We start from the raw sequence: 13,743 nt of genomic DNA, 5'->3' as shown, positions 1-13,743 counted from the left end.
GTCGGTAGGGGGGAACCGAAAGAGGCCTCCGTCACCGAGTGACGAAGGCCTCTTCGAACGCTTATGACACCGACCCGCCATGCTCGCCTCGCGGCAAGTGGTCGCTCGTAGCGACGATGGTTGGGCCCGGGGGCTTGGATCGGGCCGGTGCCACATCAACGGTAACAAACGATCCCCGCAAGGCAATTCCCGTCACGAGAAGTCTCCGAAGTCATTCGCGGAGCAGGTCCGGCACGCCCTCCGTGTCGGGGTCGTCCCGCTCGCCGGAAAGCACCGTCAGCTGCTGCGTGGCCCGCGTCAGCGCCACGTACAGGACACGCAGGCCCGCCGGGGACTCGTCCGCGATCTCCGCCGGGGAGACGACGACCGTCGCGTCGTACTCGAGGCCCTTGGCCTCCAGGCTGCCGAGCGCCACCACGCGGTCGCCGAGACCGTCGAGCCAGCGCGCCGCCTGCTCGCGGCGGTTCATCGCCACGACGACGCCGATGGTGCCGTCCACCTGGTCGAGCAGCCGCGCCGCCTCCTCGCGCACCGACGCGCCGAGGTCCTTGTCGCGTACGACGGCGAAGCGGGGCTTCACCCCGGTGGACCGGACGGCCGATGGCGACTCGGAGCCCGGCATCGCGAGCGCGAGCACCTTGGCCGCGAGATCGGCGATCTCGGCGGGGTTGCGGTAGTTGACCGTGAGGGTGAAACGGCGGCGCGGGCGCGTGCCCAGGGCCTCGTCACGGGCGGCCGCGGCCTCGTCCGGGTCGGACCAGGAGGACTGGGCCGGGTCGCCGACGATCGTCCACGTGGCGTGCCGGCCCCTGCGCCCGACCATGCGCCACTGCATGGGGGTCAGGTCCTGGGCCTCGTCGACGATGACGTGCGCGTACTCGGTGCGCTCCGCGGCGAGCCGCTCGGCGCGCTCGCGCTGGGACTCCTCGCGCTGCGGCATCAGTTCGTCGAGCCCGGTGAGCAGGTCGAGGGGGTCGAGATCCTTCTTCTTGCGGGGCCTGTGCGGCGTGCCGAGGATCGAGTGGAGCTCGTCCAGGAGCGCCACGTCGTGCACGGACAGGGCGTCGCGCTTGAGGGAGCGGGCGACCTTGCGGACCTCGCCCGGGTTCAGGACGCGGCGCGCCCATCGGCCGAGGCGCCGCTCGTCGCCCATCGCGGAGAGCACCGCGCGCGGGGTGAGTTCGGGCCACCAGGCGTCGAGGAAGCGGATGAAGTCGTCCTCGGAGGTGATGTCCTCGTCGAAGGACGAGCGCAGCTCCGCGGCCAGCTCCGGGTCGCTGTGCCGGCCCGCGGAGCCCGACTGGGACCACAGGGCGTCCAGGAGAAGCTTGCGGGCGCGCGGACGCAGCAGGTTTACGGGAGCCGTGCCGCTGAGCGCGTTGCGGCGGATGCGGGCAAGCGCGTCGGCCTCCAGCTCCAGGCGGCGGCCGAAGGCGACCACGCGCAGGCGCGTGGGGGTCTCGGCGGGTGTCCGGGGCGTGTCGTCCTCGTCGTCGTCGCCGAAGGCGAGCTGGCCGTCCTGCGATGCGGGCTTCGCGGCCGTGCCCGTACCGCCCTCCAGAGCGCCCCTGGCGGCCTTCCGCAGGACGTGCAGCATCCGGGACGAGCCTTTGACCCTGGCCACCGCGGGAGAGTCGTACACGGTGGCCTCGGCCGGTCCCGCCGCGTCGTCGGCCAGCGCGCCCACCGCGCGGATCGCGACCTGCCCCTCCTCGCCGAGCGAGGGAAGCACGCCCTCCGTGTAGGCCACGAGGAGCGGGGTCGGGGAGACGATGAGGATGCCGCCCGCGTAGCGCCTGCGGTCCTGGTAGAGGAGGTAGGCCGCGCGGTGCAGGGCCACGGCGGTCTTGCCGGTGCCGGGGCCGCCCTCGACGTACGTCACCGAGGCGGCGGGCGCCCGGATGACCATGTCCTGCTCGGCCTGGATCGACGCCACGATGTCCCGCATCGTGTGGCTGCGGGCCTGGCCGAGCGCCGCCATCAGGGCGCCGTCGCCGATGACCGGCAGCGACTCCCCGTTGAGGGTCGCCTTGAGCTCCGGGCGCATCAGGTCGTCCTCGACGCCCAGGACCCTGCGGCCCTTGGAGCGGATGACCCGGCGCCGTACGACGCGGCCCGGGTCGACCGGCGTCGAGCGGTAGAACGGCGCGGCGGCCGGGGCCCGCCAGTCGATGACCAGCGGGGAGTAGTCGGCGTCCAGGACGCCGATACGGCCGATGTGCAGGGTCTCGGCGATCTCTGCGGTGTTGTTCTCGCTGACGGCGTCCTCGGCGGGCTCGACCGACGTGTACGCGCCGTCCGGGCCCTTCTTGCCGTCCTTGCCGAGCAGCAGGTCGATGCGCCCGAAGAGGAAGTCCTCGAACTCGTTGTTGAGGCGGTTGAGATGCACTCCCGCGCGGAACACCTGGGCGTCCCGCTCGGCGAGCGCGCCGGGCGTGCCGACCTGGGAGCGCTTGGCCGCGTCGGTCATGAGGAACTCGGCCTCGTGGATCTTCTCCTCGAGACGCCGGTAGACCTGGTCGAGATGTTCCTGTTCGACGCTGATCTCACGGTCGCGTACGTCGGCCACCGAGGCCCCTTTCCGGACGTGCAGCTGCCCAATCGAGCAGCCGTCTACCGTACGCGAAAGGGGGCCCCTGTGTGACCTCCGTGTGCGCTTCTCCTACGCGTCGACCTCCACGAGGCGGTCTCCGTCGAGGGTGGTCACCTCGAAGTGGTCGATGTCGTTCCGGTCCATCGCGGCGCCCCCGTGGACGTACAGAGGGCTGCGCGCCCACTTGTTCGGGCTGTCCTCGATGCCGTAACCCCACTTCGGGACGGACCAGGTGGTCACCGTCTCCTTCTCGCCGTCCTTGCCGACCGCGACCAGGGAGCACTTGAGCGGGCCCTTGACGTTCTTGAGCTCCAGGACCGCGTGCGTGCCCCAGGCCTTCTTCTCCGTGCCGACCGTGGCGCTGACCTTGGTCTTCGGGTCCGTGGCCTTGATCTTCTCGTCCATGTGGTTGAAGAAGGCGTCCTCGGCGGGGCTCGTGGGGTGCGGTTCGCCCGCCACGTCCGTCGTCCCGCCGTCGTCGCTCACCGCGAGGACCGTGAGCGGCCCGCCGATGATCAGCGCGGCCGCGGCGGCCACCAGATACATGCCGCGTCGGCGCTTCTGCTGGCGCTTCACGGAGACCTCGTCCACGAGGCGGTCCGCCAGGCGCGGGCTCGGCCTCGCGGCGAGCTGCTCGCCGATCGCCGGTACGCCGCGTCCGCCGGGGAGGTCCGCGAGCGCGGCCAGCATCGGCTCCATGCCGGAGAACTCCTCCAACTGGTGCGCGCAGAACTCGCAGACCGCCAGATGCGCCTCGAAGGCCGTCGCCTCCGCGTCGTCCAGGATGCCGAGGGCGTAGGCGCCGACGGTCTCGTGCACGTCGCCCGCTTCAGCCTGCCCCCACGCGTCATGTCCGTAGGACTCGTTCATGCCGTCACCCCCCGCTCCTCAAGCGCAAGCTTCATCGAACGCAGCGCGTAGAAGACCCGCGAGCGCACCGTCCCACTCGGTATACCCAGTGTCTCGGCCGCCTCATTGACCGTACGCCCCTTGAAATAAGTTTCGACGAGCACTTCCCGGTGAGCGGGCGTCAGGTCGTCGAGCGCGTCCGAGAGAGTCATCAGCCACAGCGCCTTATCGATCTCGTCCTCCGCGGGGATGACCTCCAGCGGCGACGGATCGACCTCCTGCGGCCGGGCCTGCCGGCTGCGGTGGCCGTCGATGACGATGCGCCGGGCGACCGTCACCAGCCAGGGGCGTACCGAACCGGTCGCACGATTGAGCTGACCGGCGTTCTTCCAGGCACGGATGAGCGTTTCCTGTACGACATCTTCGGCGCGCTGCCGGTCGCCCGCCACCAGGCGGAGCACATAGGCCAGAAGTGGCCCCGCGTGCTCGCGGTAGAGGGCGCGCATCAACTCCTCGTCGGGTCCGTTGCGTTGCGGGACCAGACGATGTCGGTGCGGGCGTGCCTGCGGGCGCTCATCGGCCACGGCGGAATCCTTGCGCACGTCTGCCTCCGGTGTCCGCTCTTCGTCTTGGCTGGCTCACCGGAGATGTACGTACGCGGCAACGGCTGTGTTCAGCCGCCCCGGAAGAAATTCGATCAGGCCCGCGCGAGCGCCGCCCGCCGCCGGTGTCTGGCCACCCGTTCACGGTTGCCGCACACCTCACTGGAGCACCAGCGGCGGCGCCTGCCACGTGAGGTGTCCAGGTACACGATGGGGCAGTTGTCGCCCTCGCACTGGCGCAGCAGGGCGCGCGCGACGGGGTCGGTGAGCAGGTCGACGGCATCGCGGGCCACGGCGGCGAGCAGGGCCGCGCAGCCGGGGTCGCCGTCCAGGGTGCGGGCGAGGCTGCCGTCGGGGCGCCGGACGGCGCGGGGGGCCGGGGGCGCTGCCGCGGCGAGGGCGTTGACCCTGCCCAACGCGGCTTCGGCGGGGCGCCCTTCGAGCTCCGCGAGCACCAACTGCCCGACGCTCTGCCGAAGTTCACGGAAGCCCGCGAGCCAGGCCGGCCCTGCCCCCGGCAGGGCGGTGCGATCCGGGATGAGCCCGGCGCCCGCGAGCCAGGCACGCAGCCGGTCCACGGAGTCGAGCCGTTCCACGGGATGGTTCGTCGCCACGAGGTCCAGACAGCTCCGCCCGGAGTCGAATCGCAGCTCGTACGTGGCCGGGTCCATGCCCAGTGCCATGCGCCTGTCACCGCCTTGTGGGGTTACCGGTGAGTGCTCCCCCTACAGTGCCTCGCCGCGGGCGGGTGCGGAACCCCTGCCACCGGGCGCGGATGAGACGCACGCTTATGGGGGCGCGCTTCGGGACCATGGTCCGGCAGCCGTCCGCACGGTTGACTCGGTCCCATGGAAGCCAAACGTGAGACGAAAAGCCGGGGACAGGAACAGGGCCGGAGCGGCGGTTCCGCGGGGGCCGCCCTGGGGGCGGCCGTCGTGACCATGGGCCTGATCGCCGGAACCTTCTACATCTTCTCCTGCGGCGTCATGCCCGGCCTCGCGCGCAGCGACGACCGCGTCTTCATCGAGGTCATGCAGAACACGAACGACGCGTTCAACAACCCGGTCTTCTTCGCGAGCTTCTTCGGCGCGCTGATCTTCACGGCGGTCTCCGCGTGGCAACTGCGCGGCACGGGCTCGTACCGGTGGGTCCTCGCTGCGCTCGTCCTCTACCTCATCACCTTCGTGATCACCTCGGCCGTGAACGTGCCGCTGAACGACGAACTCGCGGACGCGGGCGACCCGGCGAAGATCGCCGACCCGGCCGCCGTACGCGACACGTTCGAGGACCCCTGGCTGGCGTGGAACGCCGTGCGGGCCCTGCTCTCCACGATCGCGATCGGCCTGCTCGCGCGGGCACTGGTGCTGCGGGGGCGGGACAACAGGGCACGTCAGTCCGCGTACTTGGCCCCGGCCGCGGGGTCGAGCGCCAGCCGGTAGCCGCGCTTGACCACCGTCTGGACGAGCTTCGGCGCCCCAAGTGCCGTACGCAGCCTGGCCATCGCGGTCTCCACGGCGTGCTCGTCGCTCCCCGCACCGGGCAGCGCGCGAAGCAGTTCGGCGCGGGAGACGACCCACCCCGGGCGCCGCGCGAGCGTCCGAAGCAGCGACATCCCGGCGGGCGGCACGGGCCGCAGCTCGTCGTCGACCAGGACGGCGTGCCCGCGGATCTCGACGCGGTGGCCCGCGACGGGCAACGTACGGGCGCGGGAAGGCAGTTCCTGGCAGAGGATCTGTACGAGGGGGCCGAGCCGGAAGCGTTCGGGCTGCACCGTATCGACGCCGCGGGCCTGCAGCGGCAGCGCCGTGACCGGCCCCACGCAGGCGGACAGGACGTCGTGCTGAAGGGCCTCGAAAAGCTCGACCGACATGCCCCGGTCCTCGGCGCGGGCCAGGAAGGACGCGGCGGCGGGCGCGCTCGTGAAGGTCAGCGCGTCGACGGCGCGGGCGACGGTGGCGTCGAGGAGCCGGTCGACGGGCGCGAGATCCTCGGGCGGCATCCATCGGTAGACGGGCACGCCGACGACCTCCGCTCCCGCGGCCCGCAGCGACTCGACGAAGCCGGGCAGCGGTTCGCCGTGCAGCTGGAGCGCGACGCGCTTGCCTTCGACGCCTTCGCCGAGCAGCCGGTCCAGCACCTCCGCCATGGACTCGGACGAGGGCGACCACTCCTCGGTGAGCCCGGCGGCGCGGATGGCGCCCTTGACCTTGGGACCGCGGGCCAGCAGCTCCACACCCCGCAGACATCGCAGCAGCGCCTCGCCGAAGCCCCACCCGTCGGCGGCCTCGACCCAGCCACGGAAACCGATGGCGGTGGTGGCGATCACGATGTCGGGCGCGTGGTCGATCAGTTGCTTGGTGGCGGAGAGGAGTTCGCTGTCGTCGGCGAGCGGGACGATGCGCAGTGCGGGCGCGTGCAGGACGGTGGCGCCGCGCCGCTGGAGCAGCGCGCCGAGCTCGTCGGCGCGCCTCGCGGCGGTGACGCCGACGGTGAATCCGGCGAGGGGGGCGTTCTGACGGCCGGCCTGTCGGCCGGTCGGAGGGGTCCCGTGCATGGCAGCTGCTCTCGTCCCGCTAGTACCGCGTGATGGATGATCCGGGGTTGGACGAGCCTGCCAACGGCCCGTGACAACCCCGGATCATCACGATGTCGTACGTGTTACACCAGGCTACGACCACCGCTGCGTCAGACCTGCGCGTACGTGAGCTGGGGCTTCTCCTCCGCGTCCGCGCTCTGCCCGGAGTCCGGTACGGCCGCCGGGCGGCGAAGGTATACGGCCCACGTGACGCAGAAACAGGCGGCGTAGAAGACGAGGAAGGCGACGAAGGCACCGGTCCCCGACCCCACGGTCTGGAAGGACTGCCGGAAGGCGAGGTTGATCCCCAGCCCGCCGAGCGCCCCGACGGCTCCGATGAGCCCCATCGAGGCCCCGGAGAGCCGTCGCCCGTAAGCCGCTGCGGCCTCCCCCTCGAGCCCCTTCTGCAGGGCCTTGGCCTGGAAGATGCCGGGGATCATCTTGTACGTCGACCCGTTCCCGAGCCCCGTGAGCACGAAGAGAACGACAAAGGCGGCGACGAAGAGGGCGAGCGACTCCCTCATGGAGGCGATGACGACGACGCCGGTGGCCGCGCCCATCCCGACGAAGTTCCACAGCGTGATGCGGGCCCCGCCGAACCGGTCGGCGAGCCGCCCGCCGACGGGCCGGATCAGCGAGCCGAGCAGCGGCCCGATGAAGGTGACCGCGGCGGCCTGCAGCGGCGTACGCCCGAACTGGGTCTGCAGGACGAGTCCGAAGGCGAAGCTGTACCCGATGAAGGACCCGAAGGTCCCCACGTACAAGAAGGCCATGATCCACGTATGCGCGTCCCGTACGGCTTCCTTCGCGGCCCCGGTGTCGTTCTTCACGGTGGCGAGGTTGTCCATGAAGAGGGCGGCGCAGACTGCGGATACGAGGATGAGCGGGATATAGATCCCGAGCAGTACGCGCGGCCCTCCCCCGGCCCCGATGACCGCGAGCCCGGCGAGCTGCACGACGGGCACGCCGATGTTGCCGCCGCCGGCATTGAGCCCAAGCGCCCACCCCTTCTTCCTCAACGGGAAGAAGGAATTGATGTTGGTCATGCTGGAGGCGAAGTTACCGCCGCCGACGCCGGTGAGCAGGGCGCAGAGCATGAAGGTGGTGTAGGAGGTGCCGGGCTCCATCACGGAGAAGGCCGCGACGGTCGGCACGAGCAGCATGCTCGCCGCGATGATCGTCCAGTTACGTCCGCCGAAGCGGGCGACGGCGAAGGTGTAGGGGACGCGGGCGACGGCCCCGACCAGGGTGGCCATGGACACCAGGAAGAACTTCCCGGCGGGGTCGATCCCGTACTCGGGCCCCATGAAGAGCACCATCACGGACCACAGAGTCCAGATGGAGAACCCGATGTGCTCCGAGAGGATCGAGAACACCAGGTTCCGCCGGGCGACCCGCTCCCCTTCTGCCTCCCAGAACGTCTCGTCTTCCGGTTCCCACCGTTGGATCCACATGCCAGACCTCCGCATCTCCACAGCCGGCGGCTGATGAGCCGAAGGTAGGGAGGCCGGGTTTCAGCCCTGTGGCACGCGGTGACCGGCGGGGAACTTTGCTCTCACGTGGGGGTGGGGCGGGCGGTGAGGGAGCCTCGCGGAGGGGCGTTGCTGGGGCGTCGGAGGGGGCGGGTCTGGCTCTGATCGGGTCCAGGCCTGGCTCCGGTCAGGTCTTGTTCACCCACGGGAGTACGTCCGTGCCGCCACCCTTATCCCACTTGACGATCACTTCGTCATTGGCCTGGGTGAGGCTGGCCGAGATGTACTTCTCATCGTCGCCGGTGCCGCACTTGAGGGCGATACGGAAGCCGCTGCCGTTCTGCTCCTGCCCGAGGCCCATGCAGAGCCCGTCGCCACCCGTGTCGATGTACGAGACCGAGTGCTTGCCCTTGCCCTGTCCCGAGATCAGCTTGGCGCCGACGGTGAGGGTCTTGGCGTCCTCGTCCTGCCACTGCCCCTGGTAGCCGGTGTCACCGGCGGGCCGGGTCGCGTCGGTCGGCTCGTCGAGGGGGTCGTCAGTGGTGGGCTCGTCCGAGGGCTCTTCGGAGACCTCTTCGGAGGCGGAGGGGCCGGCCGTCACACTCTTGTCGGCCTTCGGCTTCTGGTCGTCGTCATCGCCGTCACCGCTGGTGGCGAGGAAGATGCCGCCGCCTACGAGGGCGGCAACGACGACGATGGAGCCGACGATGAGGGCGACCTTGTTCTTGCCCGCGCTGCCGCCGGGCGGAGGAGGCGGCGGGTAACCGGCGTACTGCGGGTCGGGCTGACCGAAGGGCTGCTGTCCGTAGGGACTTTGGGGCGGTTGGCCGTAGGGGCCTGGCTGGGGCTGACCGTCGGGGCCGCCGCCCACCCGGGGGTAGCCGTACGGCGACTGCGGGGGCTGGGGCGGCGGGACGCCGTAAGGACCGGCGGGCGCACCCGGCACCGGCGGCTGGGGCTGCTGCGGGGGCCCGAATCCACCCTGCGATCCGTCCTGCGACCCGTGTTGCGGTCCGTTCTGCGGTGGCTGGCCGGGAGGCTGGGTCATATAAGTTCGGATCCCCTCGCTGTCCTCTTCACAGAGCCCAGCGGAGACCCCCTGCCCCCGCCCACCCCCAACATCCACCACGCGGCATCCGGGACACAAGCCCCGCCTGCGACGCTTGCGAAGGCTGGGGCGGCCGAGACGCCTGGAACGAGGCAATCCACACGCGTATCGTCGGATTTTGGCGAACGGTCGAGTCCTGAAGTAGGGCGGTGAGCCCCGTGCCCCAACAGCAGCACCATCACCCTCACCATCGGATATTGGGGCCACAGGACGGCGAGCTGTACGAGCCGCAGCAGGCATGCGGAGACCGCTTTCTGATCGACAGCCGTGATCAGGGTGGCCGCTTCACGCTCGTCAAGCACCGTCTGCCGCCGAAGGTTCTCGCCGCCCCGGTGCACAAGCACACCCGCGAGGACGAGTTCAGCTTCATCCTCGAAGGATCGGTCGGCGCGAGGTTCGGTGACGAGGAGGCCGTGGCCGGGCCCGGTGATCTCGTCTTCAAGCCGCGCGACGAGTGGCACACGTTCTGGAACGCGGGCGAAACGCCGGCTCGCTTGCTCGAGATCATCTCGCCGGGAGGCCTGGAGGAACTGCTCCGGTGGCTGGACCGCCTGACCGAGGAGCTGAGCCCGGAGGCCGTGCAACAGAAGGCGAAGCTCTACGGCTGCTCGACGGACATGGAAGCGACGATGGCGCTGATCGCAAAACACAGCCTCACCTTCTAAGAGTTACTCCCTCCCCCCACCTCGAACCACAACGACTTCCCCCCACTGCCGAAGAGCTGATCCCCGAGCGGCCACCCACCCCACGCGTCCGCGCACTGCCGTACGAGGAAAAGCCCACGCCCACTGTCGGAGTCGGGCGGCGCGGGCGGGGCTCCGAACGCCCCGGGTGGCTTGTCGAAGGGAGCGGGGATGTGGGAGTTGCCGTCCCACACCCCGACCCGAAGCCGCCCCGCCCGCACGGACCGCAGCCGCAGCGAGGAGAGCCCTTCCGTGTGCCGGTAGGAATTGGTGACCATCTCCGACGTCAACAGCTCGGCGACATCGCGGAGTTCACCCATCCCGTGCCCGGTCAACGCGGCCCGCAAGGTCATACGGGCAACGCGGGGCGCTCTTGGATCCCGGGGCAGATGAAGGGCGTAGGACCAGCCTTGGGGTGGGGCTACGGTGACCATGAGGCCTCCCGGAGAGGGGGGGGGGTTCGACTCGCTCGCAGATCCGTCGTGCGGTGGCAGTGCCACGGGTCGTGGTGCTCTTCCGCCTTAGCGGCGCCGCGAGTTGAGCGGTTCATGAACTACCGTAGAGCAGAGAGTTAGATACTTCTCACCTATAACTTGAGATACATCGACCCTTCACTCGTGTGAGGGACGCGGCAGCCCAACGCGTCCCGAAAGGAAGCGCTTTGCCGCCCACCAACACGCCAACTCTGCGCCAGCGGAGACTGGGCGCCGAACTGCGCAAGCTCCGTGAACGAGCAGGTCTCACCGCGACCCAGGCCGCCGCACACCTCGGCGTCAACCAAGCTCGCGTCAGCATGATCGAGACAGGCCGCAGCCCGATCAGCGCCGACCGCGTCCGCGCAACGGCGCGCGCCTATACGTGCACCGATGACTCGCTGGTGGACGCGCTCGCCGCCATGACAGGAAGGCGGACTCGCGGCTGGTGGGAGGAGTACCGCGAGTACCTACGCCCCGACCTCATCGACCTGGCGGAACTCGAGCACCACGCCACCCAGCTCCAAGTGGCGCTGACCCTGCACATTCCGGCGCTCCTGCAGACGACAGACCACGCTCGCGCCATGCTCGGCGAGGCCGTCCCGACCTTCAGGCCGTACGAGCTCGAACACTGGTTGTCCTTCAGGATCAAGCGGCAGGCGTTGCTTCACCGCTCCGGCCCTCTCCCCTATTCGGCACTCGTACACGAAGCAGCCCTGCGCATGCAGTACGGCGGTTCGAACACGGCGCGCAGCCAGCTCGCCCACATCCTCGAACTGAGCGAGCGGGACAATGTCACCGTCCGCGTGATCCCCTTCACCACGCCCAGCTTCCCTGGCAACGGTCAGTCCTTCGACTACGTTCGCGGCCCCGTCCCGCAACTCGACACCGTTCAGCTGGACACCCACCACGGTTGCGAATTCCTGGATGCCGAGGCCCAGTTGGAAAAGTACCGCACCGTGCTGGACCGCATGGAAGCCTGCGCGCTCAAGCCGCAGAAGTCGCGCGACTTCATCCAACGCATCATGCGAAGCATCTGAGAAGGGACCGCAGTGCACACCTCCGACTGGCAGAAGTCGACCTACAGCCCCGACGGATCGAACTGCATCTACATAGCCGCCACCCCGGACAACACAATCCACCTCCGCGAAAGCGACGACCCAGACATCACCCTCACAACGACCCCGGACCGCCTCCACGCCCTAATACGCACCCTCAAAGCCACCCCGCGCTAACCGGTTGCAGAAGATTCCCGGCGCCACGCCACCAAATCGGCGCGCCACCGGGATCTTCTTGCAACCGGAACCGCCTGCCACCTCCCCGCGAGGAGCGAACTCACCGGTTGATGGACTGGATCTCCTCCACCACGACTTGCTGATCCCCGCCGAACTCACCAGCGGGGAGATCCCCGCCTTCGCCGGTGGTGCTGGTCCAGCTGATCTTCCAGGTAAGGGTTGCCTGGAGGTTGTACGAGTCGTCGCCGGAGGACCGCAGGTACTTCACGCCGCACGGCGGCAACGTGTCGGCGGGCGTGCCCTTGGCGCGGGGCGCGCCGATCTTGCCGTCCTCAATGGGGCACGTGCCTGAAGCCGGGTAGGTCTCGGCGTCCTTCGTCCCCGGATCAATCGAGAGGGACACAGGTTCAGCGGTCGTGGTCGCGGAAAGCCCCGAGCCCGGGATGCTCGCGGTGACGGAGACCTTCTTGAACTTCGCCCTGTCAAGCCAGGCCCAGGTCGGGAGATTGACCTTCGTCGCTTCTTCGGGTGCCATCTTGACCTCGGTGCCGGGGACCGGAAGCTCATCGTATGCATACTCGGCGAGAACCTTGGGGGACACCGCGAGCGGCTCCTTAGGGGTATCACCATTGGGAACCCAGAACGGCAGTCGGTCGCATGCGCCGGCCTCCGGATCGTCCTTCCGGTTGGGGTTCACGGCTGCCGCCCAGAACTGCCCCTCGCCTTGCTTGTCGCGGTTGTAGTCCTTGTACGGGTGCCCCTCCTTGTAGTACGAGTCGAAAACGCCGCCGACCAGGTCACCGATCCCCATGAGGCTGACCTTGCGCCAAGCCTTGACGGTGGACTCGATTTCCTTGGGCGAGAATGCGGGCTCGTACCAACAGGCCGGGGGTGTCCAATTACTGTCAGCGGACGAAAGGTTCCCCGTCTTGGCCGACATGGACCCGCCGCTTACAGTCGTCTGGACCTTCGTCCGGACATTGATCTTTCCGTCACCGGCGCCACCCTGAGCACTTCCTCGCTGATCACTGCTGCTCCCCCTGCCGCCACCTGCATGCGCAGTGGTGGGCAAGACGACCAGAACGAAAGCCAGAGCTGCAGCAGCCGAGTTGATGAATTTCCGCATCCCGGCCACACCGGTCACATGCACTTCTTCGCCCCAGGACCAGAAGTGACGTTGACCGACTGCCAGACACCCTCGGAATTCTTCTTCAATTGCTCACTGAAGAAGGTGTAGTCGTCAGCCGATGCCGGGGCCGACCGGTCCACCTTCTTGGTCTTGCGATCCATGGGGTACGTCTTCGTCGCGTCGGCGCAGTACGTCAACGCTGCCGTGTCGTCGGCACGGAGATTGACCTCACGCTGGTAGTAGCGGGTGGTTCCGACGAAGCTCCGGTCGTCGTCGTAGAAGGACTTGATGTAGCTGGCGGCAGAAACGAGTGCTTTGTCCTCGTTGTAGAACTTCAGCGCCGCCTGCGCGGAGTCTTCGCCCACCGTGATCGCGGAATCAATCGCCTTCAGGTTCCGCTCGTTGTCCGCCAGCACCGCGTCCTTGGTCTTGTCCCCGGTACTCCCGCCCTCGAACGCGTACTTCACGCTCTTCGGCAGCGTGATCTCCGGCCGGTCGATCCCGTCTTCGGATGCTGTCGGAGACGGCGACTCTCTCATCTCGCCGGACTCCGCACCCGCGATCTTGTCGCTCTCCTTGGAGTCGCCATCGCCTCCTCCGCACGCAGCAAGCGAGAGGACTGCGGCAGCAGTGAGGGCGGTCGCTGCGAGCAGGGTGGGTCGGCGATTCACGGTCAGCTCCTGATGAGACGAGGGTTCTCTGGAGTGAACCAAGCTATCCACGGGGGAAGAGCGACGTCACGTCGAGTTCCGCGCCCAGCAGGACATAGGTGAACATAACACCCCTACGACACGCCCGTTGGCGCACATCGATCGCTCAGCGCAACCGCTCGGGCCCAACCCCTCAAGTCCGCCTCCGCCTGGATCAAGACATGCAAGGTCTCGCCCCCCTCAAGGCATGCCTGCGCGTCTTCGATACCCAGGTGCATATGAGCAGCGAGGGGCTCAGCGTCCTCTTCTACTGTGTTGACAAGGTCGAGGACTCGCGAAGAACCTCAAGACACAGAAGATCCAGTCGATCAACC

General features: G+C 68.8%; 14 protein-coding genes. 4 read left to right on the top strand and 10 right to left on the bottom strand.

Annotated features, from left to right (window positions below; all coding sequences use genetic code 11):
• Positions 1-211: 211 nt before the first annotated feature.
• The 4 genes from AB0M70_RS04950 to AB0M70_RS04935 form a co-directional block, all read right to left on the bottom strand.
• The gene (locus AB0M70_RS04950) at positions 212-2,569 is read right to left on the bottom strand and encodes a UvrD-helicase domain-containing protein (protein WP_365816468.1); all 2,358 of its coding nucleotides are present in this window, start codon (positions 2,567-2,569) and stop codon (positions 212-214) included.
• 93 nt (positions 2,570-2,662) lie between these two features.
• Positions 2,663-3,463: a zf-HC2 domain-containing protein gene (locus AB0M70_RS04945; protein ID WP_365816466.1), complete on the bottom strand. Its 801-nt coding sequence runs from the start codon at positions 3,461-3,463 to the stop codon at positions 2,663-2,665.
• Positions 3,460-4,044, bottom strand: a complete 585-nt coding sequence (locus AB0M70_RS04940) for a sigma-70 family RNA polymerase sigma factor (protein WP_363313407.1) — start codon at positions 4,042-4,044, stop codon at positions 3,460-3,462. The genes AB0M70_RS04945 and AB0M70_RS04940 overlap by 4 nt, the downstream gene beginning before the upstream one ends.
• A 95-nt stretch (positions 4,045-4,139) precedes the next feature.
• Positions 4,140-4,727 (bottom strand): ABATE domain-containing protein, encoded by a 588-nt coding sequence (locus AB0M70_RS04935; RefSeq protein WP_365816464.1) that lies wholly within the window; start codon positions 4,725-4,727, stop codon positions 4,140-4,142.
• A gap of 258 nt (positions 4,728-4,985) precedes the next feature.
• On the opposite strand from AB0M70_RS04935, the gene AB0M70_RS04930 reads away from it, so the two are divergent.
• Entirely contained in the window at positions 4,986-5,483 is a 498-nt protein-coding gene (locus AB0M70_RS04930) for an anthrone oxygenase family protein (RefSeq protein WP_365817536.1), read from the top strand.
• On the opposite strand, the gene AB0M70_RS04925 is transcribed toward AB0M70_RS04930, so the two are convergent.
• From AB0M70_RS04925 to AB0M70_RS04915, 3 genes are all read right to left on the bottom strand, one after another.
• Positions 5,435-6,598 (bottom strand): uroporphyrinogen-III synthase, encoded by a 1,164-nt coding sequence (locus tag AB0M70_RS04925; RefSeq protein ID WP_365816461.1) that lies wholly within the window; start codon positions 6,596-6,598, stop codon positions 5,435-5,437. The two genes, AB0M70_RS04930 and AB0M70_RS04925, sit on opposite strands and share 49 nt — an antisense overlap.
• A gap of 131 nt (positions 6,599-6,729) precedes the next feature.
• The gene (locus AB0M70_RS04920; RefSeq protein ID WP_365816459.1) at positions 6,730-8,088 is read right to left on the bottom strand and encodes a nitrate/nitrite transporter; all 1,359 of its coding nucleotides are present in this window, start codon (positions 8,086-8,088) and stop codon (positions 6,730-6,732) included.
• 190 nt (positions 8,089-8,278) lie between these two features.
• Complete coding sequence (locus AB0M70_RS04915; RefSeq protein WP_365816457.1) at positions 8,279-9,139, bottom strand: hypothetical protein; 861 nt, start codon at positions 9,137-9,139, stop codon at positions 8,279-8,281.
• A 209-nt stretch (positions 9,140-9,348) separates the two neighbouring features.
• On the opposite strand from AB0M70_RS04915, the gene AB0M70_RS04910 reads away from it, so the two are divergent.
• Positions 9,349-9,864: a cupin domain-containing protein gene (locus tag AB0M70_RS04910; protein WP_365816455.1), complete on the top strand. Its 516-nt coding sequence runs from the start codon at positions 9,349-9,351 to the stop codon at positions 9,862-9,864.
• Here AB0M70_RS04910 and AB0M70_RS04905 read toward each other — a convergent pair.
• Positions 9,861-10,235 (bottom strand): ATP-binding protein, encoded by a 375-nt coding sequence (locus AB0M70_RS04905; protein WP_365816453.1) that lies wholly within the window; start codon positions 10,233-10,235, stop codon positions 9,861-9,863. The genes AB0M70_RS04910 and AB0M70_RS04905 overlap by 4 nt on opposite strands.
• Before the next feature lie 308 nt (positions 10,236-10,543).
• Here AB0M70_RS04905 and AB0M70_RS04900 point away from each other — a divergent pair, with 308 nt between their 5' ends.
• Entirely contained in the window at positions 10,544-11,395 is an 852-nt protein-coding gene (locus AB0M70_RS04900) for a helix-turn-helix transcriptional regulator (protein ID WP_365816451.1), read from the top strand.
• 12 nt (positions 11,396-11,407) lie between these two features.
• A complete protein-coding gene (locus tag AB0M70_RS04895; RefSeq protein ID WP_365816449.1) occupies positions 11,408-11,590 on the top strand; it encodes a DUF397 domain-containing protein in 183 nt (60 codons plus the stop codon).
• A gap of 100 nt (positions 11,591-11,690) precedes the next feature.
• Here AB0M70_RS04895 and AB0M70_RS04890 read toward each other — a convergent pair whose 3' ends face one another.
• Both AB0M70_RS04890 and AB0M70_RS04885 read right to left on the bottom strand, forming a co-directional pair.
• Positions 11,691-12,734: a hypothetical protein gene (locus AB0M70_RS04890; protein WP_365816447.1), complete on the bottom strand. Its 1,044-nt coding sequence runs from the start codon at positions 12,732-12,734 to the stop codon at positions 11,691-11,693.
• Positions 12,731-13,390, bottom strand: a complete 660-nt coding sequence (locus AB0M70_RS04885; RefSeq protein ID WP_365816445.1) for a hypothetical protein — start codon at positions 13,388-13,390, stop codon at positions 12,731-12,733. The genes AB0M70_RS04890 and AB0M70_RS04885 overlap by 4 nt, the downstream gene beginning before the upstream one ends.
• Between the last annotated feature and the right edge of the window lie 353 nt (positions 13,391-13,743).

The sequence above is a fragment of the Streptomyces sp. NPDC051214 genome (genome assembly GCF_040682375.1).
Taxonomy (GTDB): Bacteria; Actinomycetota; Actinomycetes; order Streptomycetales; family Streptomycetaceae; genus Streptomyces.
The sequence above is the reverse complement of the archived record's forward strand: the minus strand, read 5'-3'. Positions and strand labels throughout refer to the sequence as shown.

Excerpts from the sequence above, each read along its gene's own strand:
- AB0M70_RS04945 (WP_365816466.1), bottom strand. The coding sequence starts at position 3,463 with ATGAACGAGTCCTACGGACATGACGCGTGGGGGCAGGCTGAAGCGGGC.
- AB0M70_RS04935 (WP_365816464.1), bottom strand. The coding sequence starts at position 4,727 with ATGGCACTGGGCATGGACCCGGCCACGTACGAGCTGCGATTCGACTCC.
- AB0M70_RS04930 (WP_365817536.1), top strand. The coding sequence starts at position 4,986 with ATGGGCCTGATCGCCGGAACCTTCTACATCTTCTCCTGCGGCGTCATG.
- AB0M70_RS04925 (WP_365816461.1), bottom strand. The coding sequence starts at position 6,598 with ATGCACGGGACCCCTCCGACCGGCCGACAGGCCGGCCGTCAGAACGCC.
- AB0M70_RS04920 (WP_365816459.1), bottom strand. The coding sequence starts at position 8,088 with ATGCGGAGGTCTGGCATGTGGATCCAACGGTGGGAACCGGAAGACGAG.
- AB0M70_RS04915 (WP_365816457.1), bottom strand. The coding sequence starts at position 9,139 with ATGACCCAGCCTCCCGGCCAGCCACCGCAGAACGGACCGCAACACGGG.
- AB0M70_RS04905 (WP_365816453.1), bottom strand. The coding sequence starts at position 10,235 with ATGACCTTGCGGGCCGCGTTGACCGGGCACGGGATGGGTGAACTCCGC.